Annotated in this window: 1 protein-coding gene; it reads left to right on the plus strand. The window is 38.0% G+C overall.

Translation table 11 applies throughout. The features are described from left to right. Positions 1-112: 112 nt before the first annotated feature. Positions 113-577: DNA-binding protein (locus tag FBF83_RS20585; RefSeq protein ID WP_136948949.1), on the plus strand; the 465-nt coding region annotated here is incomplete at its 3' end.

The following is a 577-nucleotide window of genomic DNA, read 5'->3' on the forward strand; positions in this document are numbered from 1 at the left end:
TTCTTTTCCGAAATGCAGATACACAATTTAAAAAGCCAGCCTCACACCCCAAAACGAAGGGGGAGAAGGTGTTTTCTATAATCACATAGAATGCTATAGCGAGGTGGTTAACGTGACGGAAAACGTAAAAAATGAGGAAACGTTAAAGTCTTACTGGGCAAAGGAAATTGCTGAACTCCTTGATATATCAACATCGAACTTAAGAAGATGGTCAATTGATTTAGAAAATGAGGGATACTCCTTTTATCGGGATGAACATCACCGTCGTGCTTACCTTGAAAGAGATATCATGCCGTTAAAGAAATTGAAAGAATTCTTAGGGAACAATATGAGCAAAAATGACGCCGTTAAGGCTGTTGTATCAATGTTTCCTAGTGAAAATAACGGTGTGATTACGATACGTGTTATTGAAGATGAAGTGCGTTTATCGAGGCTGGAATTACAGGAACTCGTACAGGAGGCTGTAAAAGAAGCAGTTGAAGAAGAAAGAGAAGCAATGTTTCAGGCTTTTGAACATAGAATCAATAATACATTAGAAAAAAGGGATCGCTTATTAACCCAACATTTACAAGCCACT

It is taken from the genome of Guptibacillus hwajinpoensis, from assembly GCF_005144865.1.
In the GTDB taxonomy this organism is placed as follows: Bacteria; Bacillota; Bacilli; order Bacillales; family Guptibacillaceae; genus Guptibacillus; species Guptibacillus hwajinpoensis_A.